At 63.7% G+C, this 23644-nt stretch carries 28 protein-coding genes; 14 read left to right on the forward strand and 14 right to left on the reverse strand.

All coding sequences use genetic code 11. The annotated features are described in order from the left end of the window. Positions 1–239: 239 nt before the first annotated feature. From ACYQ8E_RS04795 to ACYQ8E_RS04840, 10 genes are all read left to right on the forward strand, one after another. On the forward strand, positions 240–752 hold the full coding sequence (locus ACYQ8E_RS04795) for a peptidylprolyl isomerase (RefSeq protein WP_066727435.1): 513 nt from the start codon (positions 240–242) through the stop codon (positions 750–752). Between the two features lie 98 nt (positions 753–850). Next, positions 851–1534: a haloacid dehalogenase type II gene (locus tag ACYQ8E_RS04800; protein ID WP_066727436.1), complete on the forward strand. Its 684-nt coding sequence runs from the start codon at positions 851–853 to the stop codon at positions 1532–1534. Further along, complete coding sequence (gene tsaA, locus ACYQ8E_RS04805) at positions 1518–1955, forward strand: tRNA (N6-threonylcarbamoyladenosine(37)-N6)-methyltransferase TrmO (RefSeq protein WP_066727437.1); 438 nt, start codon at positions 1518–1520, stop codon at positions 1953–1955. Before ACYQ8E_RS04800 ends, tsaA begins: the two co-directional genes overlap by 17 nt. Beyond that, complete coding sequence (locus tag ACYQ8E_RS04810) at positions 1952–2185, forward strand: (2Fe-2S)-binding protein (protein WP_157471863.1); 234 nt, start codon at positions 1952–1954, stop codon at positions 2183–2185. The genes tsaA and ACYQ8E_RS04810 overlap by 4 nt, the downstream gene beginning before the upstream one ends. Further along, entirely contained in the window at positions 2182–3288 is a 1107-nt protein-coding gene (locus ACYQ8E_RS04815; RefSeq protein WP_066727438.1) for a TlpA disulfide reductase family protein, read from the forward strand. The genes ACYQ8E_RS04810 and ACYQ8E_RS04815 overlap by 4 nt, the downstream gene beginning before the upstream one ends. Before the next feature lie 49 nt (positions 3289–3337). Further along, positions 3338–3751, forward strand: a complete 414-nt coding sequence (gene arfB / locus ACYQ8E_RS04820; protein ID WP_066729786.1) for an alternative ribosome rescue aminoacyl-tRNA hydrolase ArfB — start codon at positions 3338–3340, stop codon at positions 3749–3751. Positions 3752–3937: 186 nt separating this feature from the next. Beyond that, positions 3938–4744 carry a dienelactone hydrolase family protein gene (locus ACYQ8E_RS04825; protein ID WP_157471864.1) on the forward strand — a complete coding sequence of 269 codons (807 nt, stop codon included), beginning with the start codon at positions 3938–3940 and terminating at the stop codon, positions 4742–4744. Positions 4745–4804: 60 nt separating this feature from the next. Next, positions 4805–5134: a cupin domain-containing protein gene (locus tag ACYQ8E_RS04830; RefSeq protein WP_066727440.1), complete on the forward strand. Its 330-nt coding sequence runs from the start codon at positions 4805–4807 to the stop codon at positions 5132–5134. A gap of 95 nt (positions 5135–5229) precedes the next feature. After that, positions 5230–5982, forward strand: coding sequence for a TerC family protein (locus ACYQ8E_RS04835; protein WP_066727441.1), 753 nt, complete (start codon positions 5230–5232; stop codon positions 5980–5982). 97 nt (positions 5983–6079) lie between these two features. Then, on the forward strand, positions 6080–6859 hold the full coding sequence (locus tag ACYQ8E_RS04840) for a DUF748 domain-containing protein (RefSeq protein WP_459860299.1): 780 nt from the start codon (positions 6080–6082) through the stop codon (positions 6857–6859). 87 nt (positions 6860–6946) lie between these two features. Here ACYQ8E_RS04840 and ACYQ8E_RS04845 read toward each other — a convergent pair whose 3' ends face one another. The 7 genes from ACYQ8E_RS04845 to ACYQ8E_RS04875 form a co-directional block, all read right to left on the reverse strand. Beyond that, positions 6947–7825: a phosphate/phosphite/phosphonate ABC transporter substrate-binding protein gene (locus tag ACYQ8E_RS04845; RefSeq protein ID WP_066727443.1), complete on the reverse strand. Its 879-nt coding sequence runs from the start codon at positions 7823–7825 to the stop codon at positions 6947–6949. Between the two features lie 114 nt (positions 7826–7939). Then, positions 7940–9319 (reverse strand): sigma-54-dependent transcriptional regulator, encoded by a 1380-nt coding sequence (locus tag ACYQ8E_RS04850; protein ID WP_066727444.1) that lies wholly within the window; start codon positions 9317–9319, stop codon positions 7940–7942. Then, positions 9316–10725 carry a sensor histidine kinase gene (locus ACYQ8E_RS04855; RefSeq protein ID WP_066727445.1) on the reverse strand — a complete coding sequence of 470 codons (1410 nt, stop codon included), beginning with the start codon at positions 10723–10725 and terminating at the stop codon, positions 9316–9318. Before ACYQ8E_RS04855 ends, ACYQ8E_RS04850 begins: the two co-directional genes overlap by 4 nt. A gap of 77 nt (positions 10726–10802) precedes the next feature. Continuing rightward, positions 10803–11396 (reverse strand): hypothetical protein, encoded by a 594-nt coding sequence (locus ACYQ8E_RS04860; protein WP_157471866.1) that lies wholly within the window; start codon positions 11394–11396, stop codon positions 10803–10805. 53 nt (positions 11397–11449) lie between these two features. Continuing rightward, a complete protein-coding gene (locus ACYQ8E_RS04865; protein WP_066727447.1) occupies positions 11450–12172 on the reverse strand; it encodes a L,D-transpeptidase in 723 nt (240 codons plus the stop codon). Beyond that, entirely contained in the window at positions 12169–13272 is a 1104-nt protein-coding gene (locus ACYQ8E_RS04870; protein ID WP_066727448.1) for a L,D-transpeptidase family protein, read from the reverse strand. The genes ACYQ8E_RS04865 and ACYQ8E_RS04870 overlap by 4 nt, the downstream gene beginning before the upstream one ends. A 13-nt stretch (positions 13273–13285) precedes the next feature. Next, complete coding sequence (locus tag ACYQ8E_RS04875; protein ID WP_066727449.1) at positions 13286–13891, reverse strand: DUF4398 domain-containing protein; 606 nt, start codon at positions 13889–13891, stop codon at positions 13286–13288. A 280-nt stretch (positions 13892–14171) separates the two neighbouring features. On the opposite strand from ACYQ8E_RS04875, the gene ACYQ8E_RS04880 reads away from it, so the two are divergent. The 4 genes from ACYQ8E_RS04880 to ACYQ8E_RS04895 all read left to right on the forward strand — a co-directional run bounded on the left by ACYQ8E_RS04880 (position 14172) and on the right by ACYQ8E_RS04895 (position 17252). Then, on the forward strand, positions 14172–14765 hold the full coding sequence (locus ACYQ8E_RS04880) for an NUDIX hydrolase (protein WP_066727450.1): 594 nt from the start codon (positions 14172–14174) through the stop codon (positions 14763–14765). 97 nt (positions 14766–14862) lie between these two features. Then, a complete protein-coding gene (locus tag ACYQ8E_RS04885; protein ID WP_231875319.1) occupies positions 14863–15198 on the forward strand; it encodes a CxxCxxCC domain-containing protein in 336 nt (111 codons plus the stop codon). Positions 15199–15202: 4 nt separating this feature from the next. Beyond that, positions 15203–15976 carry a DsbC family protein gene (locus tag ACYQ8E_RS04890; RefSeq protein ID WP_066727451.1) on the forward strand — a complete coding sequence of 258 codons (774 nt, stop codon included), beginning with the start codon at positions 15203–15205 and terminating at the stop codon, positions 15974–15976. Then, complete coding sequence (locus tag ACYQ8E_RS04895; protein WP_066727452.1) at positions 15960–17252, forward strand: MFS transporter; 1293 nt, start codon at positions 15960–15962, stop codon at positions 17250–17252. The genes ACYQ8E_RS04890 and ACYQ8E_RS04895 overlap by 17 nt, the downstream gene beginning before the upstream one ends. 28 nt (positions 17253–17280) lie before the next feature. On the opposite strand, the gene ACYQ8E_RS04900 is transcribed toward ACYQ8E_RS04895, so the two are convergent. The 7 genes from ACYQ8E_RS04900 to cysE all read right to left on the reverse strand — a co-directional run bounded on the left by ACYQ8E_RS04900 (position 17281) and on the right by cysE (position 23539). Further along, positions 17281–18207 carry an RluA family pseudouridine synthase gene (locus ACYQ8E_RS04900; protein WP_066727453.1) on the reverse strand — a complete coding sequence of 309 codons (927 nt, stop codon included), beginning with the start codon at positions 18205–18207 and terminating at the stop codon, positions 17281–17283. Continuing rightward, positions 18204–19493, reverse strand: coding sequence for a tRNA (N(6)-L-threonylcarbamoyladenosine(37)-C(2))-methylthiotransferase MtaB (gene mtaB, locus ACYQ8E_RS04905; protein ID WP_066727454.1), 1290 nt, complete (start codon positions 19491–19493; stop codon positions 18204–18206). Before mtaB ends, ACYQ8E_RS04900 begins: the two co-directional genes overlap by 4 nt. Next, a complete protein-coding gene (gene mnmA, locus ACYQ8E_RS04910) occupies positions 19490–20575 on the reverse strand; it encodes a tRNA 2-thiouridine(34) synthase MnmA (protein WP_066727455.1) in 1086 nt (361 codons plus the stop codon). The genes mtaB and mnmA overlap by 4 nt, the downstream gene beginning before the upstream one ends. Before the next feature lie 93 nt (positions 20576–20668). Next, positions 20669–21043, reverse strand: a complete 375-nt coding sequence (nifU, locus tag ACYQ8E_RS04915) for a Fe-S cluster assembly scaffold protein NifU (protein WP_066727456.1) — start codon at positions 21041–21043, stop codon at positions 20669–20671. 108 nt (positions 21044–21151) lie between these two features. Continuing rightward, positions 21152–22363, reverse strand: coding sequence for a cysteine desulfurase NifS (nifS, locus tag ACYQ8E_RS04920; RefSeq protein ID WP_066727457.1), 1212 nt, complete (start codon positions 22361–22363; stop codon positions 21152–21154). Between the two features lie 17 nt (positions 22364–22380). Continuing rightward, positions 22381–22833 (reverse strand): RrF2 family transcriptional regulator, encoded by a 453-nt coding sequence (locus ACYQ8E_RS04925; protein ID WP_066727458.1) that lies wholly within the window; start codon positions 22831–22833, stop codon positions 22381–22383. 1 nt (position 22834) lies between these two features. Continuing rightward, positions 22835–23539, reverse strand: a complete 705-nt coding sequence (cysE, locus tag ACYQ8E_RS04930) for a serine O-acetyltransferase (RefSeq protein ID WP_066727459.1) — start codon at positions 23537–23539, stop codon at positions 22835–22837. Positions 23540–23644 lie beyond the last annotated feature (105 nt).

The following is a 23644-nucleotide window of genomic DNA, read 5'->3' on the forward strand; positions in this document are numbered from 1 at the left end:
CATACCCGCCACGGCAAAGCGCCGGAACCAACAGCTTCTGCACACCCCTCGCGAAAATTCACGGTTGCAGCAGCCTTGAACCGGCCAGGCAGAGGGTCGTCCGTTCGGGGATTGGCGTTCAACCGTAGCAAATAAAAGGCCAATCCGACCGCCCCTTGACAATCGCCGGGGATGGCGGCATAACAGCCCCATTGGCAACCCCCAACCATCCCCTTCCCTTTTCGATCAGGAGTTCGACGATGAGCACTGGCAACCCGTTAATCCAGATGGAGACCTCCCTGGGTGAAATCCTCCTCGAACTGGATGCCGCCAAGGCCCCCCTTTCGGTGGCCAATTTCATCCGCTATGCCCGGTCCGGCCATTATGACGGCACGATCTTTCACCGCGTCATCCCCGGGTTCATGATCCAGGGGGGCGGCATGACGCCGGAGATGCAGGAACGGCCGACCGCGGAGCCGATCCGGAACGAGGCTGCCAACGGGCTCAAAAACCGGACCGGGACGATCGCCATGGCCCGCACCGCGGAAGTTGACAGTGCGACCGCCCAGTTTTTCATCAATACCGCCGACAACAAATCTCTCGATCACGGCGGACTGCGCCCGGAACTCTTCGGCTACGCCGTCTTCGGCAAGGTCGTTGACGGCATGGATGTGGTCTACACCATCGAGCAGGTCGCCACCGGCGCCAGCGCCGGCCACCAGGATGTCCCCGAAGAACCGGTGGTCATAACCGCCGTAACGGTGATCGACTGACCGCCAAGGATCATAGCCTCTGCCACTCTGGCCGTCCGCCTGTTTCAAGGTAAACTGGAGAGAAGCCACTCCCTTGCCCTGCAACGAAAGAGGAAACCATGGCCGCAACTCTCGCCTTTGATGTCTACGGCACCCTGATCGACACTGCCGGAGTGGTCACCGGACTGCGCCAGCTGGTGGGAGACCGCGCCACCGAGCTATCCACCCTTTGGCGCAACAAGCAGCTTGAATACTCCTTCCGCCGGGGCTTGATGCAGAATTACGCCGACTTCTCCGTCTGTACCCGCCAGGCCCTCGACTGGAGCTGCCATACCCTCGGAGTCCCCATCGCAGCTTCCGACCGCGAGGAACTTCTGGCCGGGTATCGACGCCTCCCGGCCTTCCCGGAGGTGACGGAAGCCCTGCCGGCGCTGGCTGCGGCGGGCCATCGTCTCTTCGCCTTTTCCAACGGCAGGGCGGATGATGTCGCTTCCCTGCTGGAGCATGCCGGCATCGCCCATCACTTCCGGGACGTGATCAGCACCGGCGAGATTTCGAGTTTCAAGCCGAACCCCGCAGTCTATGCCCACTTCCTGCGGCGTGCCGGTGCGGCCGGGGCCGCCGCCTGGATGATTTCCGGCAATCCCTTCGATGTCATCGGCGCCCTCTCCGCCGGCATGCGTGCAGCCTGGGTACGCCGCAGCACGTCGAGCAGCTTCGACCCCTGGGAATTCACCCCGACCCTGACCGTCACCTCCCTAGGCGAATTGCAGCAGGGCCTGGCCGATGCCGCCTGCTGCTGAGATGCAACTGCGCAGCGTCGGTCACATCGAGACACCCTGGCGGCGGCTTGAGGATTGCCCGCGGAATATCGAGCCCGATGGCCCCGTCTGTCGGCTGGTGCTCGCTCCCGAGTATGCCCCGGCGCTCTGCGGACTGCAGCCGGGGCAGACGATTCTCGTGCTATACTGGCTCGACCGTGCCGACCGCCTCCGGCTTCACCAGGCCTCCCGCATTACCGGGGAAGAGGGCGGAGTCTTTGCCCTGCGCACCCCCAACCGCCCCAACCCGATCGGCGCCGGCGTGGTACGGATCGAACGTTGCTCCGGAAACAGCATCGAGGTACGGGGGCTCGATTGCCTCGACGGCACCGCGCTGCTCGATATCAAGCCGGCAGCGAAAGTCGAGCAGCCACCTTCTCCCGGGAAGAAAGGATCGAGATGAACGAAGCTGAAATCATCGAAGGGCTGAAGGTGGTCTGCATCTGCAAGGGAATCCGCCGCCGGACCTTTCTCAACCTGGTCGCCGCCGGAACCAGGACGCTCCCCGAATTGCAAAAGGCGACCGGCGCCGGCAGCGGACCCTGCGGCGGCAGGCGGTGTACGCCACGCCTGCAGGAGCTTCTTGCCAGCCTGGAAGACCTGGGCAGCAGCACCGCTGAGGAGAGTTTATGAAGAGCTGGCGTTACCTGTTCGCCCCCTTGACCGCTGCCCTGTTGCTGGCGACCGGGCCCGTGGCCGCCGCGGAGAACCGTCCCCTCGACCGCGGCGCCCTCTTCCCCGAGGTTACCCTGCCGACCCCCATCGATCCGGCCCGGCGCGCCTACCTCGGTCTCGGTGACCAGCCGACCTTCCGCCTTAGCGAGGTGGCCGCCGAAGTCGTCCTGGTGGAACTCCTCAGCGTCTATTGTCCCCACTGCCAGATGCAGGCGCCCTCCTACAACGAACTCTACCGGATGATCGAGGCCGACCCCGCCACTCGCGGCCGAATCAAGCTCCTCGGTATCGGGGTGGCGAGCAAATGGGATGAGATCGATCGCTTCACCAGCAGTTTCCAGGTTCCGTTCCCGGTCCTCCCCGACCCGGAATTCGCCGTCTGGCGGGCGGTCGGGGGGACGGCGACCCCCTTCAGCCTCTATGTCCGGCAACGTCCCCAGGGAGAGGCCGGGATCGTGGCCGCCACCCACCTCGGGCTCAACACCCATTACCGGGAACTCTTTGCCGAGCTCAAGGCGCTGGCGAATACGGACCCGGGCACCATTCGCCAGGCGGCCGGGCAGAATGCCGAGGGTCGCCAGGCGATCCGCCAGCTATTCACCTCCGAGGAACTCGATTCCCGGGTACGCCAGGCCTTTATCGCCCATGCCGACCGGATTGTCGATCTCGCCCCAGTAGAGCTGCCGAGCGGCCGCCAGGTCTACCGCGGCCTGGTGCAAAGCGGGGCCGAGCGCCGGACCCTCTTTGCCGAGGTCGTCAGCCGCTCCTCGATCTGCGATATCTGCCATGACGTTCACTTTATCTATCTCTTCACTCCCCAGGGAGAGGTGATCGGCTTTGTCCCGCTGCAATTGACCAAGTACGGCAATGTCGACTGGAACGAGGCTGAAATCGCCACCATGCGCCGGCGGCTCCTCGGGAGTTCCCTGGCCAGTCCCCGCCCCTTTTCCGCCCAGGTCGACGCCATCACTTCGGCGACGATGACATCAGCGATTATCTTTGACAGCTTCGCCCAGGGGCCGGCGCTTCTTGCGGAACTCGCCGCCAAGGGGTTGCGTTGACGCACCGGGGACAAGGAGGAGAATTATCGCCAGCGAACTTTCCAGCAGCCTGCTGCACATCAGCCCCGATCTGGCCATTCCTCTCAGCGAAGTGGAGCTGACCGCGATTCCCGCCCAGGGGGCCGGCGGCCAGAATGTCAACAAGGTCGCCACCGCCATCCATCTACGATTTGCGGTGGGCCCCTCCTCCCTTCCGGACTTCTACAAGGAACGCCTCCTCGCCCTTCATGACCGCCGCCTTACCAGCGACGGCGTCATCATCCTCAAGGCCCAGCGGCACCGCACCCAGGAACGAAACCGCGCCGATGCCCTGGAACGCCTGGCCACTCTGATCCGCAGCGTCGCGGCGGTCCCGAAGGCACGCCGTCCGACCCGCCCCGGCAAGGCCGCCCGGGAAAAGCGGATCGCCGGCAAGAGCCATCGCGGGCGCATCAAGGCCCTGCGCGGCAAGGTTTCCGAATAAATCGCCCCCACCAATTCCCTTCAAGGCCATCTCCAGGGCCCATAACTCAGCGGGGCGACCAGCCATTGCAGGTCGCCCTTTTTTTCCATGCGCCGGCGATGGAAATTTTTCCCGATCGGCATATAATGGCCAAAGGAGAACCTTGCTGGTCATCTTTAAAAGCCATCCGCACAAGGAGACATGACCATGATCCGGAACTTCCTCCTCTGCCTTGCTTTTTTCGCCCTTACCGGTACCGCCCTTGCTGATGTAGAGGGGCATGAAGTCGACTACTCTGCCGGTGACGGCACCACCCTCAAGGGATTTCTGGCCGCCGACCCCGCCCTCACCGGCAAGCACCCGGGCATCCTCGTTGTTCATGAATGGTGGGGCCTTAACGACTATGCCCGCACGCGTGCCAAGATGCTGGCCGGAATGGGGTATACCGCCCTGGCGGTCGATATGTACGGCGACGGCAAGACCGCCATCCATCCGGAAACCGCCGGCAAGTTCTCCAGCGCTGTCAGCAAGGACCTGCCGCTGGCAAAGAAACGCTTCCTCGCCGGCCTCGAACTTCTCAAGCAGCAGCCTGGGGTCGATCCCGACCGGATCGCCGCCATCGGTTACTGTTTCGGCGGCGGCATCGTCCTCGCCATGGCCCGGGCCGGTGTCGATATCGACGGCGTCGTCAGCTTCCACGGCAGCCTCGGCACCGGAGCCCCGGCGGAACCGGGGAAGGTGAAAGCCCGCATCCTGGTACTGACCGGCGCGGAGGACCCCTTCGTGCCGCCGGAACAGGTCGCCGCCTTCAAAGAGGAGATGACGACGGCCGGCGCCGACTTCCAGTTGATCAGTTACCCTGGCGCCAAGCACAGCTTCACCAATTCCGATGCCGATGCCTATGGCCAGAAGTTCAATCTCCCCCTGGCCTACAACGCCAAGGTGGACCAGGAATCGTGGCAGGCAATGGCCGACTTTTTCCAGCGGATCTTTTCTTCCCCGGCATCGCACTGATCCGGGGGCATCGACCGGTTCCCTTCCGCCCCGGAATAAGGGAGGACCGGAGAGGTGAAGATGGCAAGGATCGAAGACGAAGCAGCGCTCCCCTGGCAACCGGTTCGGCCACAATTTACCCAGGGGGTATTCGGCAAGACCCTGCTTGACGGCGCGACCCGGATCGTCTTGACCCGGGTCGCGCCGGGAGGTTCTTTTGCCGAGCACGCGGATTCCTACGACCACCTCTTCTACATCCTGGAAGGGGTCGGGCTGGTGGCGGTGGCGGACCGGGAATTTCCCGTCGCTCCCGGTTCGATTGTCAGGGTTGTCGCTGGTGAACGTCACGGCTATCGCAACAGCGGCAGCGACGACCTGCTGCTGATTTCAGTCAACATCCCACGCTCCTGACCGCCTCCCCGCTTCGGCTAGACCCTTCTCTCTCTGGCATTCCTCACGCCTGCTGCTATAATGCGCCTTCCCTACCTTCGGAGAGTGATACCGCCATGGATTTTCTGCTCGACCCGCAAATCTGGCTCGCCCTGGTCACCCTGACCGCCCTGGAAATTGTTCTCGGCATCGACAACATCATATTCATAACGATCCTGGTTGCCAGGCTCCCGCCCCACCAGCAGTCCAAGGGGCGCGTTATCGGGCTTGGCCTGGCGATGCTGACCCGGATCCTGCTGCTGGTCTCCCTCACCTGGATCATGGGCCTCTCCCGACCCCTGCTGACGGTCCTCGAACATCCGATTTCCGGGCGGGACCTGATCCTCTTCGGCGGCGGCCTCTTCCTCCTCTTCAAGAGCACCCACGAAATCCACAGCAGCCTTGAGGGAACCGAGGGAGAATCGGACCGGCGCCTCGCCTCTTCCTTTGCCGGCATCCTGATCCAGATCACCCTGCTCGATATCGTCTTTTCCCTCGACTCGGTAATTACTGCGGTCGGCCTGGCAAGGGACCTCTGGGTGATGATCGTCGCCATCGTCGTGGCGGTCGGCGTGATGATGTTCGCAGCCGGCCCAATCGGGCGTTTCGTCGAAGACCACCCGACCTTCAAGATGCTGGCACTCTCTTTTCTGATCCTGATCGGCGTCACCCTGATCGCCGATGGCCTCGGGCTTCACGTCCCCCGCGGCTATGTTTACTTTGCCATGGCCTTTTCCGTCGGCGTCGAGCTTCTCAACATGAAGGTGCGCAAACCGGTGCGCCCCCCGGTCCACCTGCGCAAGCCCCTCAGCGGAGAGAAGAGCGACTGAGCCCCTCGCGCCGCACCCGGATCGGGCGACTTGCCAAAGTACCTTCCAGGCACTAGGCTAGGAAGGAACCCACAGCCCCAACGGAGAACTTTCCCCCATGAATACCGGTAAAGCAATCGGCACCGGCATCTTCCTCTTCGTGCTGGCCCTGGCCGCAGGTATTTTCTTCCTCGTTGACAACCTTGACGCCCTGGTCAAGAGGGGGATTGAATCCGAAGGCTCCCGGGCCGCCGGGACCAGGGTCACGGTCGCTGGCGTCCAGATTGATCTTGACCAGGCCCGGGGGACCATCCGTGGCCTCGATGTGGCCAACCCCGATGGATTCAGCGCCCAGCCACTGTTCGCCCTGGGGGAGATCAGCCTGCAGCTCGAACCGGCCAGCATTACCGGCAACCTGCCAACCCTCGAAGAGATACGCATCATCGCCCCACGGCTGCGTTTTGAACTCAACTCCCGGGGCGAGTCGAATCTCGACCGCTTCAACCAGGGTCTTGCCAGCGGCAGCAGAGGATCGACCACAGAAACTTCCGCTGCCGGGGAAAAACGATTGCGGATCAGAACCTTGACGATTGCAGACGCCGGCGCAGAGATCGACCTTTCGGCCATCGGCCAGAAAAGTTACAGCGGCACCCTACCCCCCATCGTCCTGCACGAAATCGGCGGCAGCGCCGGGGTCACCGGGGAAGAGCTGGCGAAAATCGTCTTTGCCGCCATGACCAAGGCCTTGAAGAAGGAGGCGACCCGGCGGGGTATCGACGCCCTGATAGAACAAAAGCTCAACCGGGGGACCGGGAAGCTGCAGCGCAAGCTCGACGAGAAATTCGGTACCGGCGGAATCGACGCCGATCGAACCCTGAAGAAAATCTTCGGCAACTGAGTCCGTAATAGTTTTAACTCGATGCAACAAAGAACGGGGATGCCAGAGGCATCCCCGTTCTTTGTTCAAGGCAGCTGCTACTTCGGATCAGAAGTGAAAATCGAAGTTGGGGTCGACACCGGAGCTGCGCAGCAGCTCGAGAGTGTGCTGGAAGTCGTTGGCGGAAGTAATAACGTAGCCAAGAATGTTCAGGCCGGCCCGCGCCGATTTCGCCTCCTCGCTCTCGTCGCTCTGCAATTTGAGCAATATCCCGGTGAGACGCTTGACGAAGGCGGGATCGGTCTGTTTGGAAATAATCAGGGCGTCGTTCGGATTCTGGCCGGCATCGCTGCCGACTTCGACCAGGGCGGGATATTGGGCCTTGAGATTGTTCCAAACCAGGTTCTTGACGATGGCCACATCCGCCTCCCCCTTGGCAACAGCGTCAATCGCCGCCTGGTGGGAGGGGGCGATCGCCGTCGATTTGGCCGCTGCCAGGGCCCCCGGGAGGGAACGGAAGAAGAACTCACCGGACGAAGCGAGGGCGCAGTAGACGACCCGTTTCCCCTGGAAATAGCTGGCGTCGGGGACGAAGGGGGCGGCTCCCTTGGGAGCAATGACGACCGCCCAGTAGGTGCTGACGCCCTGCATGTTGACCGGGCGCACCACCGGATAGGCGAGGTCCTTGATGATCATCGTTCCGGCGACGCCGGAACCGCTGAACATGCCGTCGGCTTTCCCCTCGGCGAACATGTGGGCCGCCTGGGTGTAACCGGTGGTCGGGACCAGCTCGACCTCCACGCCACGTTTGGCGAGGTATTGCTCCAGGGGCGCGAATTTCTCAGCGGCCCCTTTCTGGGCCTGCATAATAGCAATACGGAAGGTCTCGGCGGCGGCCGGCAGGGCCCCCAGGGCGAGGACCGCAATCGCGGCAACCAGGATAATTCCAGCATGGACAAACTTTGAGCAACGACTCAACTTCATCATCTTCACCTCCGGCAAGGGCTGGCAACGGGACCGTCAAGGTCCGGGAAAAACTTAACGATGCCTAACCTAGCACGCTCCGCGCCAGTTCGCCAAGGACAATTGTTTAATCCAATCTCATGACGCGCCGTCCCCATCGCCGGCCTTGATGCCGTATTTCTCCGCCCGATAGAGAAACTGCTTGTAGTTCATGTGCAGTAGTTTGGCCGCCCGGGTCGCCACCCCGCCGGAGCGAACCAGCGCCTTGTGCAGCAACTCCTTTTCGACGGCCTCAAGGTCGATGCCGTCGGCCGGTAGTTCGGCCCAGAGATGGCGCTCGCTGCGGCGGCTCACCAGCAGGGGGCGGATATCCGCCAGGCTCAACACGTCGCTGTCGCTGAGGAGCAGGGCCCGCTCGATGACGGCTTCGAGCTGCCGGACATTGCCCGGCCAACGGAATTCCTGCAGCGCGCGCAAGGCATCGGGCCGGATTTCGCGCACCCGGCGTCCGAACTCGGCGTTGTACTTGGCCAGGAAGTGTTCGACCAGGGCCGGAATATCTTCCACCCGCTCGCGCAGGGGGGGCAACTCGATAAAGACGACATTGAGGCGGTAATAGAGATCCTCGCGAAAGGACTTCTGCTCCACCGCCTGCTCCAGGTCCTTGTTGGTGGCCGAGATAATGCGCACGTCGACCTTGACCTGTTCCTTGCCGCCAACGCGCCGGATTTCGCGGTCCTGCAGCACCCGCAGCAGCTTCGACTGCATGGTCAGCGGCAGATCCCCGATTTCATCGAGAAAGAGGGTGCCACCGTTGGCGACCTCGATCAGCCCTTCGCGACGCCCGACCGCCCCGGTAAAAGCCCCGGCTTCGTAGCCAAAGAGTTCGCTTTCGAAGAGGTTCTCGGGGATCGCGGCACAATTGAGCGCCGTGAAGGGACGGCCGCGACGGGGGCTGTTGTAATGAATGGCGCGCGCCACCAGCTCCTTGCCGGTGCCGCTCTCCCCCCGCAGCATCACCGTCGCCGGCGCTCCCGAAACCCGCTTCAGCAGTTCGATCACGGCATGCATGCGCGGCGACCGGCCAATGATCCCTTCCATGCGAAAACGGTCATAGAGCTGCTGCCGCAGCTGCATGTTCTCGCGCAGAATCTGGCTCCGCTCGCAAGCCTTGCGCACCGCCAGCAGGAGTTGTTCCTTGTCGAGGGGTTTGGTCAGGTAGTCAAAGGCGCCGCGCTTGACCGCTTCGACCGCCGAAGTGATGGTGCCGTGCGCGGTGACCATGATGACGGTCGGTGACGGCTGGCATTCGTTCAGGGCGTCGAGGAGCCCCATGCCGTCCATGCCGGCCATGCGCAGGTCGGAGAGGACCACGTCCGGCCGCAGGGAGCGCGTCCGCTGCAAAGCTTCGCGGCCGGTGGCAGCGGTCTGAACCTCGTAACCGGCCTCGGCGAGGATCGTTTCGAGAATGTCCCGTTGCAGCGGTTCGTCGTCGACGATCAGGACCGATGGTTTCATGCATCCCTCCCTGGCAGGGGCAGCCGTACCGACACGGTCGTACCGATCCCCGGACTGCTGGCAAAATCGACGCGCCCGCCATGTTCTTCGATCAGGCGCCGCGTCAGCGCCAGGCCGAGCCCCAGCCCCTTCTCCTTGGTGGTGAAAAAGGGTTCGAAGATCCGTTCCTGTTCGGCGGCGGCCACACCGCAGCCGTTGTCCCGAAACTCCAGCAGCACTTTCGCCCCGTCGATTTTTCCCGTCACCTCGAGGCCTCCTCCTTCGGGCATCGCCTCACAGGCGTTGACGATGATATTGAGCAGACAGGTGCGCAGAAAGTCCGGATCGGCCTGCAACAGCGGCAGATCGCCGTAATTGCGCTGCACTTCGATTCCCTGTTCCCGGGCGCGGGCGGCGATCAGGTCGAGGAGCTCATCGAGAAGTGCGGTCGGGGCGAGGGGCCGGCACTGGAGCTCCAGGGGGCGGCCATATTCGAGGTAGTTCTCGACGAAACGGCTGATCCGCTGGATCTCGCCCTTGATATTTCCGACCATGCGCTGGTAGCGTTCGGCCCCCTGCGGGTCGTCGGGGCAATAGACGTCGCGCATATGATCGATGGAAAGACTGATGAAATTGAGGGGATTGCGGATTTCATGGGCAATATTGCGGGCGACCTGGCCCAGGCTCGCCTGGTGCTCGGCGGCCCGCAGTCGTTCTCCGAGCTGGCGGTCCTCGCGCAGACGCAGCAGCATATCCTGAAAACTGCGCGCCAAATCCCCGATCTCGTCGCGCCGGGCAACCGGCAGTTCCTGCTCGAGGTTACCGCTGGCGACCTCACCGGCGGCGACCACCATCTGCTGAATCGGCCGGGTGTAGTGACCGGCGAGAAAGAAGGCCATCACCGTGCCCAGAGCCAGGATGATGAGGGCGCCGAGAATTCGGCGAATGGCGCTCGCCCGCAGGAAGACGGAAAAATCGTCCGTATTCAGGGCCAGGTGAATATAGCCCATGGTCTGGCCGTCGCTGGCCACCGGCACGATGACGTTGTAGACCTGCCCTTCCCCGGTCACCGGCTCCCCCAGCTCCGCCTTGAAGATCAGTTCCTTGCGGTGCTCGGTAATCCACTTGCCGACCGATTCGCGGTTGGTGCTGGCGAGAATGCGGTCGGCACTGCTGATCACCGAAATCTCCCGCACCCCCCGGGTATTGAGGCTGGAAAGGTAGGCCTGCAGCTGTTCCGGCGCCCCGAGATTGGCAGCGGCGCTGCCGTGCAGGCCGACTTCGATCGCCTTGGCAAGCTGGGTGGTCTGGCGCTGAAACTCGTTATAGAGAGCTTTTTCCGACTGGTAGTAGAAGAGGATGAGAACGGTGATCAGACAGGAGCTGGTGAGCAGCATCAGGCCCATCAGCCGGGTGCGCAGAGTCACCCTGGGGAAAAACCGGAACGCTTTCCGGCCATGATCGATTTGCAAAATAGGCCTCGCCGGGAGGGGGAGTGCCGAACTCAGGGCGCCGGCCACCGCAGCAGGCAGCGACCGCCGGCCGTAAAGGACCAGTAAAGCAGCCGCGCGTCATCGGGCTGCAACGCCAGCACCAGCTCAGTATAGGTCTTTCCACGCAGGAAATTCCAGTCGGAAATCAACGGCCGCGACAGGTACCAGGCCAACCAGCGCATGCCGGCAAGGATGCGGGCAAAGATTCCGGTCTGGACCGGGATCACCCGGATCACGGTACCGTCGTCGAGGATCAGTCGATAGCGCAGCGGCATGTCATCGAGTTCCAGCGCGTCGAGGTTGCCGGCCTCGGTAAGCGCCGGAGTTTCGGCCACCGGTGCGACCCGAATCCTGGTTCGCTGCGGTGCGGAAAGACTCTCCTTGCCGGTTAATATTGCAATGCGGTCAGCAGTGCGAGGGCCCCATCGCCCCCATCCCGCCACCGGCAGGAAAACGACGCTCAATCCTTTGGCGCGGAAGCTGACCGTCTGTTGCGGCAGATCGAAGACGAAATAGAGCGGATTCTCCCCCGCCAGCCGCAGTTCGTGCCGGAGCAACCGGTAATCGCGAGCCAGTTCCCCCGGGTCAGTGGCAGGAGAAGCCACGGCGATAGCCGAGAATAAGACAAATAGCGGGAAAAGGAGAATCAGGCGGTTCATCAGTAAATGATCACCCGGGTGCCGAGGGGAACGCTCTTCACCAGGGCGGTCAGATCTTCATCGCCGAGGCGGACACAGCCATGGGAAACATTGCGCCCGAGGAGGCGCTTGTAGAGGGTGCCGTGGATGAAATAGCCCTGGCCGATACCGACGGCGTACTCGCCGAGCATCCCCGGCTGGGCGCGCTCGGCCCGGTTGCGGGGGATCGCCTCCCCTTCTTCGAGATAGGCCCAGTCGGGTTTGATCCAGAGCGGATTATTGACCTTGGACTGGACCGAAAAACTCCCGCGCGGAGTTTCAAAGGTCCAGCTGCGGCCACCAGCTGGGTCCTCCAGCACATTCCCGCTGCCGCAGGACGCGACCATGGTGCGCAGGGTCTCCTCCCCGCGCCGTAGCATTACCCGGTTGGCGGCGGTATCGACCACAACGAAGATTCCTTTGGGGGCGAGCGCGGCGAGTTTACGTTGCAGGCTCTTGATGGCACCCGGCAGCTTGGCCGGGGCCGGCAGCGGATCGGCACTGCCGGTATCGTGCAGCAGGGGCACCTCCCGGTGGGCAATGAACCAACCCGCCCCCTGGGCCAGAACCAGCAGAAGAGCCAGGACCAAAACCGGAATCAGCAGCAGAGTCCGTTGTCGGCAAAGGCGCCACCGAGGACCCGCGGGCGATGGCGCCCAGCTGCCTAAGAGCTGAACCCGGGTCGGTTTCGATTCGACGTTCATTTGAGCTCCCGCAGGGCGACGGCCAGCGGGTTGTCCGGGCGCAGGCTGCCGACAATGGTGACGGCGGTCCCTACCGGCACCAGCTCGAAGAGGGTCGCCATGTCACCATCCTCCAGGGCGACGCAACCGTTGGTCAGCCCCTTGCGGCCACCGCCATGAATCTCGATCAGGCTGCCAATGCCGGCATGGGCGGGAATCTTCCCTTCCCGTTTCGCCTGCAGGAAGCGACGGCGGTCTTCGGTGTTCGGATAATCGAGGAGCAGGGCCTTGAAATAGCGGCTCTGGGGGTTTTTTCTGACCACCCGGTACCGCCCCTCGGGAGTCGCCTTGTCTCCGGCGTGGAGCTTGTCGCTGAGCAGGTTGAAACCGAATCCGGCCGGGTAGCGACGGATTTCCCGGTCGCCCCGGTAGACGATCACTTCCCGTTCCAGCTTACTGACGATCAGGAGATAGTCTCCCTGCCGGCGGGCTTCGGCGATCGAATCGTCGACCATGCGCCGCCATTGACGCAACTGCAGCGGCTCGCCAAAACGCGCGACCAGCGGCAGCACCAGACGCACCTTCTCCCGAATCTCCCGGCTGGCGCGATCGAGGAGCGGGGCGGCGGCCCGAACCTCGCCGGCCCGCATCAGACGCCTCGCCTCGCCGAGATCGACCTCGGCAATGGCCAGGCGGCGACCGGCGAGACGACCGTCCTTGAGCTCATCGGCGAGGTCGCGGAGCAACCGCAGCACCCCGGCCAGCTGTTCAAGGCGTTCCCGGGCCGCTGCCGATTCGGCAGAGCTGACGGCGGCAATCTGCTGCTGCAGACCTTCTCCCTGCTGCAGGACAGCGCGGAACCGGAGGGCCACCGGGTCGTAGTCGCGCAACCAGACCATGCGGGACCGCTCGTGGTTGAGGAGGTCGCGAGCCGCTTCGAGGGCGACCTTGTAGGCGGCGTAATCGCCCGGCGCATAAACGGATGCGCCGGCCCGCCAGAGGTCCTGTTCCTGGCGTAACGCCAGCGGGACCTCGGGCGGAACCGGCGGTTCCTTGCATCCGACGAGTGTGGCAAGCGCCACGATCAGCAGACCCGTTTTCAGGAAGTGGAAGCAGGACAACGGGTGTTATCCCTTACTTGCGGCGAATTTTCAGCGCAGCCAACCGCTCCTGGGCGGCGCGTACCTCGGCGGCGATGGTGCCGGCCTTCTCCTGGATCGAAGCAGCGCGCTCGCTGGCGGCGGCGTAGTCGCCGCTATCAATCAGGGGCTGGACTTCACCGAGGGCCGTCTGCAAGCCCTGGAGATCCCCTTTCATCATGGCGATGTCGGCGGCAGAACCTTTCCCCTGGGGGGCACTTGCGAGGAGAGCCTCGGCCTCGGTGATGCTGCTGCTGGCGCTGTCGAGGGCGGCGACGGCCGCTGCACGCTGCTCTTCCTTGACGGTAATCACCTTCGCCTTGAGGGAGTCGGCATCGACTTTCAGCGCGGTCAGCATCTGCTTGGCCTTGTCATAATTTTTGAAGAGCTTGCCATCCTGGACTTTGATTTCGTCCATGACCACGGCGAGTTTGTCATTGACCGCCTTGAGGTCATCGGCGGTGTACTTTTCGGCGCCCTCGCTGACAGCGGCGTCGATGGCGGAACGGGTGCTGTTGATCTCTTCTACCGGCTGTTTGCCACAGGCGGTCAGGGTGAAAGCGAGGGTCAGACCGATGAGGAGAAAAGACAGTTTCTTCATTTCGAGGTGCTCCTATTCTGGGAAAGAGTTTTGTCGCTGCATTTGCAGCAGGATGCCAAAGCCATGAGCAATCCTCGATCCAACCACTATCTATTTGTTATTACTATATTTGGCTGAATTTTCCTACCCCCGTATGAGGAATCTGTTCCGCAAATGGGGAAAATTTGCCCCCTCCCTTTCCCGGTTGTGGCCACGGTGCTTGGCCGGAAAGTGGAATTCAATTATCCTTGGATTAGACCCCGGTTGCGAAACGAGCGCGACTTTCCCCATCGGACCCCCCATGCCGACCCTCAGCGAAATTGAAAAGGCCTTGCGATCCTACCACCCGGGAAGGGTCCCGGCCGCCAACCGGACCCCTGCTGCGGTGGCAATGCTGCTGCGCGAAGCGCCTGGAGGAGCAGACCTGCTGCTGGTGGAGCGGGCCTGCCACCCCGGCGATCCCTGGTCGGGGGACCTCGGTTTTCCCGGCGGCAAGCTTGCTGCCGAGGATACCGATCTGCGCCAGGCGGCGCTGCGGGAAACCCGGGAGGAACTCGGCCTCGACCTGGCGCAGGCCCGCTATTTCGGCCGCCTCGCCGACCTCCCCGGAGCCCACCTGCCGGTCCTGGTCCGCTGCTTTGTCTACCAGGTGCCGGGCGATGTTGCGCTGCACCCCAATCACGAACTGCAGGCAACCCACTGGGTCCCCCTGGCGACGCTCTACGATCCGGCACGCCAGGTCATGGCAGCGGTACGTTTCCGCGAAAGCGACCTGCTGCGGCCGGCGATCCGGCTGCCACTCCCCGGTCGCGATATCCTCTGGGGCATCACCTATCGCCTGGTGATGGCGCTGGCTGACCAGGTTCCCGGGCTCGCCGGCGCCGCGAAGGTCTGATGCGCCCCCGGGGAGGGCGCCGGTCCCGCTTCCCCGTGGCATTCTGCCAGGAAATCTGTTATAGATAGCGACGCCAACTTGTTTACGGAGATCCCACTTGAGCGTCAGCCCGTCCAACGAAGCGGTTACCCTTCCGCTCCCTCTGGAAGTCTCCCCTGCGGATTGGGAGCAGCTCTGCCGCCGCTGCGGCGAGTGCTGTTTCGAAAAGTGGGTCGAGGAAGACGGGACCATCCGCCCCACCAGCATCGCCTGCCGTCACCTCGATATCGTTTCCCGCCAGTGCCGGGTCTATCACAAACGTTTCGACGTCGGTGAAGGGTGCCTGCAACTGACCCCGAGCGTCGTCGCCGGTCTCAGCTGGTTACCGGAGCAGTGTGGCTACCGGCAATGGCTGCATACCAGGCCCTCACCCCACCACAACGAAGGGAGTTAGCTTCATGCTGCGTTTCTTTTCATCCTGCTGTGCCTTCCTCCTCTGCCTTGCGCTGGCCCTACCCGCCCTGGGCGCCGAGCCTACTGCCTCCGCCCCGCTCAAGGACGGGCCGATCGGTGCCGCCCTCGCCCGGGACTACCCGCAGATCGGTACCGATGTCATCGCCATCAACCCGACACCGGTTCCGGACCTTTACGAGGTCCATGCCCGCAAGGGACTCCTCTACTATTTCCCCAAGCAGGGCTATATCTTTGTCGGGGAGCTTTACGACAAGAGCGGGAAGAACCTGACCCGGGAGACCCAGGAGCGCCTGATGCAGGAGAAGCTCGCGTCCCTCCCCCTCGACAAGGCGCTCAAAATCGGGTCCGGCCCCAGCACCGTTATCGAATTCACCGACCCCGACTGTCCTTACTGCCGCCGCGGAGCGGCCTACTTTGCCAACCGCAGCGATGTCACCCGCTATATCTACTTCTTCCCGTTGGCGATGCATAAAAACGCCGCCGAGAAGGCCCGTTTTGTGCTCTCGTCCGCAGATCCGGCCAAGGCCTACGAGGAAGTAATGGCGGGGAAATACGACCAGGGCCCGCTCCCCCCCTTCAAGGACAACGGCCTCGGCGACGAGCAGAAGGCGATCGGTGAAAAGTTCGGCATCGCTTCCACCCCGACCTACTTCGTCAATGGCCAGACCGTCCGTGGCGCCAACGCCGAACTCCTCGACAAGCTCCTCGGTCCCGGCCCGGCCCCCGCTCCGAAAACCGGCAATGGCCCCGCCAAGTAACCACCGCGCCCGCCTCGGCTGGTGCCTTTACGACTGGGCCAATTCCGCCTTCGCCACCGTAATCCTGGCGGCGGTCCTGCCGGTCTACTTTGCCGCCCTGGTCCCTGCGACCGGGGCGGTTCTTTATCTCCCCTGGGGGGTTCGCTCAATGCCGGCGAGCGCTCTTTGGGGCTATGCCGTCTCCCTGTCGATGCTCCTCGTGGCGATCGCTGCCCCCGCCCTCGGAGCCCTCGCCGACCGCCGCGGCGTCCGGCGCCGGCTCCTGATCACCTGCTGCCTCCTCGGCAGCCTGGCCACCATGCTGCTCGCCGCAACCGGCCCCGGCGACTACCTGCTGGTGGCCCTCCTCTTTGTCATCGCCAATATCGGGTTTGCCGCCGGCAACATCTTCTACAACGCCTTTCTCCCCGCCCTCGCCAGCGGCCCTGACCTCGACCGGCTCTCGGCACAGGGTTACGCCCTCGGTTATATCGGCGGCGGCCTCGTTCTCCTTACCGTCTTTCTGTTCATCAGCTTCCCCACTGCCCTCGGCCTTGCTGACACGGCGAGCGCCAGCCGTGCCGGTTTTTTGCTGACCGGCCTCTGGTGGCTCGGCTTTGCCCTGCCGACCTTCGCCTGGGTCCGGGAGGAGGCCTGTCTGCGCGCGCCGGCGACCCTGGTCCGCGGTTTTCGCGGCTACTGTCGCACCTTCTCCGACATCCTGCGCTGCCGTGACCTCGCCCTCTTTCTGCTCGCATTTCTTTTTTACAACGACGGCATCCAGACGGTGATCGCGGTCTCGGCGATCTTCGGCCGTGAGGAGCTCGGTCTCTCCCAGACCACCATCCTCGGCACCTTCCTGATGATCCAGTTTGTCGCCATGCCCGGTTCCCTGCTGTTTGGCCGCCTGGCCGCCCGCTACGGCGCCAGGCAGGCGATCCTCCTCAGCCTCCTCCTCTTTCTCGCGATGACGGTCTATGCCTTTCGCATGCAGCAGGCCTGGGAATTCTGGGTGCTCGGCCTGGTCGTGGCGCTGATCCTCGGCGGCAGTCAGGCGATCTCCCGTTCCCTCTTCGCCTCCCTCATCCCGCCGGGAAAGAATGCCGAGTTCTTCGGCTTCTACGCCATCAGCGGCAAGTTCGCTTCGATCCTCGGTCCCCTGGTCTTCGCCGCTATTGCCGACCTGACCGGTTCGACCCGCCTCTCGATCCTCGCCCTCTCGGCCTTTTTTCTCATCGGCCTGGTTCTGCTCCTGGCGGTCAACGTAGACCGCGGGCGCAGCAAGGCCCAGGCATAGGTCCTATAGGACCTATAAAATTTCTCTTCTAATTCGGTCTCTTTTGCAGTTTTTCCAGAAACGGCTTGAAGTCTTGCGGAAGGGGGGCGCTGATCTGCAGCGTCCGCTTTTCACTGGGGTGAATGAACTCCAGGCGGTGCGCATGGAGCAGGTGGCGGGGAGCGGTCAGCAGGTCATCGGCGCCAAGAGCGAGGGCCGGGGGACCACCGTAAAGGAGATCGCCAAGGAGGGGAAAACCGAGGTCGGCGAGGTGGACGCGAATCTGGTGGGTGCGCCCGGTGCGGGGACTGGCTTCGACCAGCGCAAAGCCGGAGCCCTGGCCGAGGGTTTTAAATTCTGTATGGGCGGACTGGCCACCGCTGGCGACCGCGACGGTCCTCCCCCGCACCCCGGGCCGGAGATAATTGGTCACGGTAAAGCGCGCGGGCGGCGCACCGCCCACCAGGGCCAGGTAGCGCTTGGCAACGCGCCGCGCGGCGAAATCGCTGGCCAGCGCCCGGTTGGCAGCGGCGTTGAGAGCAAAGAGGAGAACCCCGCTGGTATCGGCGTCGAGGCGGTGCAGCAGGACCGGATCTGTCGTCTCCCCAGCGAGCAGATTCCTGACCAGATCGAGAGCGTTGGGGCCGCCGGCGACCGTGGCATGCACCGGCAGCCCGGGGGGTTTGTTCACCGCCAGCAGGTCCCCATCGCGGAAGAGGATCTCCGGCATGACGGCGGGCAGGGGCGCCGCAGGCGCGTCAAGGGTCAGCAGGATCGATTCACCGCCGGCGAGAAGCCTGCCGGCGCGGCGTTCGACCCGGCCATCGAGAAAGAGTCGGCCGCCGTCGAGGGCGCGCTTGATCGCCTTGCGCGAGCAGGTCGCTATTGCTGCGGCGAGAAAGTGATCGAGCCGCTCCCCCCGCCCCTGCTGCGGCACGACCAGCTGCCAGCGGCGACTCCCGTTCGGGCTGGTCACAGCAAGACACCCTGCAGTTCAGCGCCGGCGACAGCCGTCACCCGCACCTGCGCCGTCCTTCCGACCAGGCTGGCCGGCCCGGAGAAACGGACATTCAGGTAGTTTCCGGTCAGGCCGCGCCGCTCCTCACCGTCCCCTCCCCCTTCGACCACCACCACCAGCTCCCGGCCGATGAAGCGCTCGGCAAAGGCCGCGGCCTTGGCCGCGCCAATCTCGCGCAACCGGGCGGCGCGCTCCTTGATTACCGTAGCCGCAACCTGGCCCGGCATGGTCGCCGCCGGCGTGCCGGGACGGCGGCTGAAGGGGAAGACATGAAGGTGGCTGATCGGCAGCTTATGCAGCAGGGCGCAGGTCTGTTCGAACTCTGCTTCGCTCTCGGCGGGGAACCCGGCAATGACATCGAGACCAATGGCGACATCGGCGATGGTGTCCACCACCCGCCTGAGCAGGGTTTGGACGAAGGCGGTGTCGTAGTGGCGGTTCATGCGCCGCAGCACGCTGTCGCTCCCCGCCTGCAATGGGATGTGCAGATGGGGGCAGAGGCCGGGAGAATCGGCAACCAGGTCGAGGAGCCGCTCGGGAAGCTCCGTCGGTTCGATGGAACCGAGGCGCAGCCGCGGCAGACCCGGTTCCGCCACCAGTTGCTGCAGTAACGCCAGGAGGGTCGTTGGCGGGGTGAGGTCGGCGCCGTAATGGCCGATATGGATGCCGGTGAGGACCAGCTCCGGGAAGCCGGCGGCCGCGAGCTCCCGCACCTGGGACACGACCTGGGCAGGCGGCACCGAACGGCTGCGGCCGCGGGCGTAGGGGATGATACAGTAGGCGCAGAAGGCGTCGCAGCCGTTCTGGATCTGCACGAAGGCGCGGCTGCGTTCGGCAAAGTTTCCCAGGGTCGCCACCTCGGCGGTCGCCGCCCGGCGGATGTCGGCGACCTGGATGCCGTCGCCCCCCGTTTCCAGCAGCTGCAGCAGGTCCCGCTTCTCCTCGTTGCCGAGCACCAGAGAGACCCCGGGGATGGCGGCCAGGGTCTGCGGATCGACCTGGGCGTAGCAGCCGGTGACTACCACCCTGCAGGCGGGGCGCAGCCGCCGGGCGCGGCGGATCAGGTTGCGGGACTGGCTGTCGGTGGCGCTGGTGACGGTGCAGGTGTTGATCACCACCAGGTCGGCCCCGACCTCGAAAGGGACGACTGTCCAGCCGCCGGCGGTCAACTGCTCGGCGATTGCCGCCGACTCGAACTGGTTGGTCTTGCAGCCGAGGGTGGCGATGGCGACGGAACCCTTCATGCGATGGTGCCGCCGCCGAGGACCAGGTCGTCCCGGTAGAAGACCGCCGCCTGTCCCGGGGTCACGCCGAATTGCGGCTTCTCGAAGAGAACCCGGGCCCGGTTGCCGGGAAGGGGCTCGATACGGGCCGGCACCTCCTGGTGGCGGTAACGGATGCGGCAGGAAGCCTCGATCGCTCCGTCAGGGGGCGTCCCCCCCCAGATCACGTCGCTGACCTCGAGGCGATCGCAGGCGAGGTGTTCCCGCTCACCGACCAGCACGCGCCGGTTTTCGGCATCGATGCCGACGACAAAGAGCGGATGGGGCCAGGCTATGCCGAGGCCGCGGCGTTGGCCGATGGTGTAGCGGTAGGTACCGAGATGCTGGCCGAGCACCCTGCCGTCGGCGACGTGCACGATCGCCCCGTTCATCTGCCCTTCCCCCCGTTCCTCTTCGAGAAAGCGAACGTAATCACCGTCAGGGACGAAACAGATATCCTGGCTTTCGGCCTTTGCGGCGACCGGCAGATTGAAGCGGGCGGCATGGGCCCGCACCTCCTCCTTGGTCATCTCGCCGAGAGGGAAACGAACCCGCTCCATCTGCGTCTGGTCGAGGGTGTAGAGAAAATAGCTCTGGTCCTTCTGGATATCGCGCCCCTTGCGCAACTGGTAACCACCTTCGGCGGCAACCACCCGGGCATAATGGCCGGTGGCGAGCCGGTCGGCCTCCAGCTCGCGGGCGCGCCGCAGCAGCCGTTCGAACTTGAGCTTCTGGTTGCAGAGGACGCAGGGATTGGGGGTGCGGCCGGAGAAGTAATCGTCGCAGAAGCGATCGATTACCTGGCGCTGGAACTCCTTCTCAAAATTGACCACGTAAAACGGAATGCCGATCGCTTCGGCCACCCGGCGCGCGTCATAGACGTCGTCGAGAGAACAGCAGGTGCCGAAGCTCTCGCCGTGATCGGCGGTAAAGGTGGAGTAGTCCCAGATCTGCATGGTCAGGCCGATCACCTCGTGCCCCTGCTCGGCGAGCAGGGCCGCGGTGACCGAGGAATCGACCCCGCCGCTCATGGCAACGACGATGCGCTCTTTTTTAACGGACATTTGATCACTTTGGCCACAGAGAGACGGAGACACAAAGAAGGATCCCGGTCCCCTCTGTGTCTCCGTCTCTCTGTGGCAATCTATTGGGTTCTGTCAGCCCTGGGGATGGGTATCCCGATAATTCTTGATCGCCTCGTGCAGCGCATCGGCGGCCAGGTTCGAGCAGTGGTGCTTCTGCGGCGGCAGGCCGTCGAGGGCCTCGGCCACGGCGGCGTTGGTCAGTTCCAGGGCTTCGTCGATGGTCTTGCCGAGGGCGAGTTCAGTCACCATCGAGGAGGTGGCGATCGCCGCACCGCAGCCGAAGGTCTTGAACTTGACGTCTTTGATGACGTTGTCCTCGACCTTGAGGTAAATCTTCATGATATCGCCGCAGGAGGCGTTACCGACCTCACCGACGCCGTCGGCATCCTCGATCTCCCCGACATTTCTGGGGTTGCTGAAATGATCCATCACTTTTTCGGTATACATGGCGGTCCTCCAAAGAATTTTGAATTTTGAATTTTGAATTTTGAGTTTTTAGTTTTGAGTCCTCAACCCAAAACCCATAACGCAAAACCCAAAACGTCCTTTGTTTCTTCAGCAGCGTCTCACGATACTGCACTCTTCGCAGGTCAAGGGTTCCTTGCGGTTGTAGAGGGGGCTCATCTCCCGCAGCCGCTGCACGATCGGCGGCAGCACTTCGAGGACATAATCGACATCCGCCTCGGTGTTGTCGCGGCCGAGACTGAAGCGGGTACTGGAGTGGGCGAGGACGACATCGACGCACATGGCGCCCATGACGTGGGAGGGCTCCAGGGAGCCGGAGGTGCAGGCGGAACCGGAACTCGCCGCGATCCCCTTGATGTCGAAGTTGAGGAGGAGCGACTCCCCCTCGATGTAGGCGAAACTGACATTGAGCGTATTCGGCAGGCGCCGGGCCGGATCGGGGTGACCGTTCAGCTTGATCTCGGGAATGGCCGCCTTGATGCCCGCCTCGAGCCGGTCGCGCAGGGCACCGATCCGCGCGGCGCAGGTTTCGATTTCCGCCCCGGCCAGTTCACAGGCGAGGCCGAAACCGACGATACCGGCGACGTTGTGGGTCCCGGCGCGGCGGCTGCGCTCCTGGTGGCCGCCGTGAATCAGCGGGTGCATGCGGGTCCCCTTGCGGATGTAGATGGCGCCAACCCCCTTGGGGGCGCCGAGCTTGTGCCCGGAGAGGACCAGCAGGTCGACATTCGCCTTCTGCACGTCGACCGGCAGTTTCCCCACGGCCTGGACCGCGTCGCTGTGAAAGCGGACCTTGTTCTTGCGGGCGATGGCGCCGATCTCCTCGATCGGGAAGATGTTGCCGGTTTCGTTGTTGGCCCACATCACCGAGATCAGGATCGTTTCCGGCGTGATCGCCGCTTCCAGCTCCTGCAGGTCGAGCATGCCGTCGCGGTCGACCGGCAGGTAGGTCACCGCGTAACCCTGCTTTTCCATGAAACGGCAGGTTTCGAGGACGGCGGGATGCTCGACGGTGGTGGTGATGATGTGTTTCCCCCGGTCGGCGAGGGCGGCGGCTGTCCCCTTGATCGCCATATTGTCCCCTTCGCTGCCACAGGAGACGAAAACGATTTCGGCCGGGGAGCAGTTGATCAGGGTGGCGACCTGCTGGCGCGCCTTCTCCACCGCACCGCTGACCGCGCGTCCGGCCCAGTGCACGCTGGAGGGGTTGCCGAACTGCTCCCGGAAAAAAGGGAGCATGGCATCGAAAACCTCGGGGCGAACCGGGGTGGTGGCGTTGTAATCCATGTAGATTTTATTCACGTCGGGCCTCCGGAGATTCAATCGGATAAGGCAGTCTGCCGTAACGGTCGCTTGGGCATTTTTTCCCGGGCCTCCCGGGTCAAATCGGCCAGGGTCATCGAGGCGAGGAAGCTGCGGATGCGGTCACCCAGCCCCTGCCAGACGCTGTGGGTCACGCAGTGGTCGCTGCAGACGCAGCGCCCGTCTTGGTCCATGCAGGAGACCGGCACCAGGGTCTCTTCAACGCTGTCGATGATCTGATCGACGCGAATTTCGGTGGCCGGGCGGGCGAGCACGTAACCACCCCCGGGTCCCCGGACGCTGCGGACGATCCTGGCACGCCGCAGCTTGACGAAGAGCTGTTCGAGATAGGCGAGAGAGATCTCCTCCCGGGCCGACATGTCACGAATCGAAACCGGCCCCTCGTCCCCATGAAGGCTGAGGCTCACCATTGCCCGTACCGCGTATTGGGCCTTGGTCGACAGGCGCATGTCAGGCCCGCTTGCGCTGGTGCGGGTTGACGTCGTCGGCGAGGTGCGCCTTCAACTCCTGCTGCTCTTCGGTCAGCTCCTGGACCTTCCGCTCCAGGGCGCGGATCTGGTCGAAAAGACAGCTGATCGCCTTCCCTTCCGGGTCGGGGAGCTGGCCATGTTCGAGATCGGTCTGTGGCTCGCTCTTCTGCCCCTCGGCAAAAACGACCCGCCCGGGGATGCCGACGACGGTCGTGTTGGCCGGGACTTCCTTGACCACGACCGAGTTGGAGCCGACCTTGCTGTTGCTGCCGACGGTGAAAGGTCCGAGAATCTTTGCGCCGCTGCCGACGACCACGTTGTCGCCCAGCGTCGGATGGCGTTTCTCTTTGGCCCAGGAGGTGCCGCCGAGAGTAACCCCGTGATAGAGGGTACAGTTGTCGCCGATTTCGGCGGTTTCACCGATGACCACCCCCATGCCGTGGTCGATAAAGAACCCGCGGCCGATACGGGCCCCGGGATGAATCTCGATCCCGGTCATGAAACGACCGAGATGGGAAATGAAACGGCCGAGAAAGTAGAACTGTCTGGTCCAGAACCAGTGGGCCACCCGGTAAAAAAGCATGGCGTGAAAGCCGGGATAGCAGAAAATGATTTCAAATACACTGCGTACCGCGGGGTCACGCTCGAATACAGCCTTGAAGTCTTCGCGCAGGGTCTGAATCACCGGTTCGCTCCTTGGGCGGCCAGGGGCCGCGGAGAATTCCCGGCCGCGCATTCGAGCTGGCGGCTGAGTGACTACAGGGATAGCATACCCGACAATAACTGTCAA

This window comes from Desulfuromonas carbonis (assembly GCF_054658035.1).